At 41.2% G+C, this 211-nt stretch carries 1 protein-coding gene; it reads left to right on the forward strand.

Features of this window, described 5'->3' with window-relative positions; translation table 11 throughout:
• On the forward strand, positions 1–211 hold a 211-nt coding region (locus ACVC3Y_RS00080; RefSeq protein ID WP_452225710.1), incomplete at both ends, for an SdrD B-like domain-containing protein.

The raw sequence follows: 211 nt of genomic DNA on the forward strand, positions 1-211 counted from the left end.
AGGAGTTGAAACAGCAACAACCGATGACGGTTATGAACCAATAACTGCAGAATTAACAGGAGTTGTATTCGAAGATCTTAACGGCGATGGAATACAAGATCCAGGAGAAGAAGGAATAGAAGGAGTAGAAGTTGTAATTACTGATGTTAACGGAGATGAAACAACAGTAACAACAGGAACGGATGGCTCATGGACAGCAACAGACATTCCA

It is taken from the genome of Lacinutrix cladophorae (assembly GCF_053604645.1).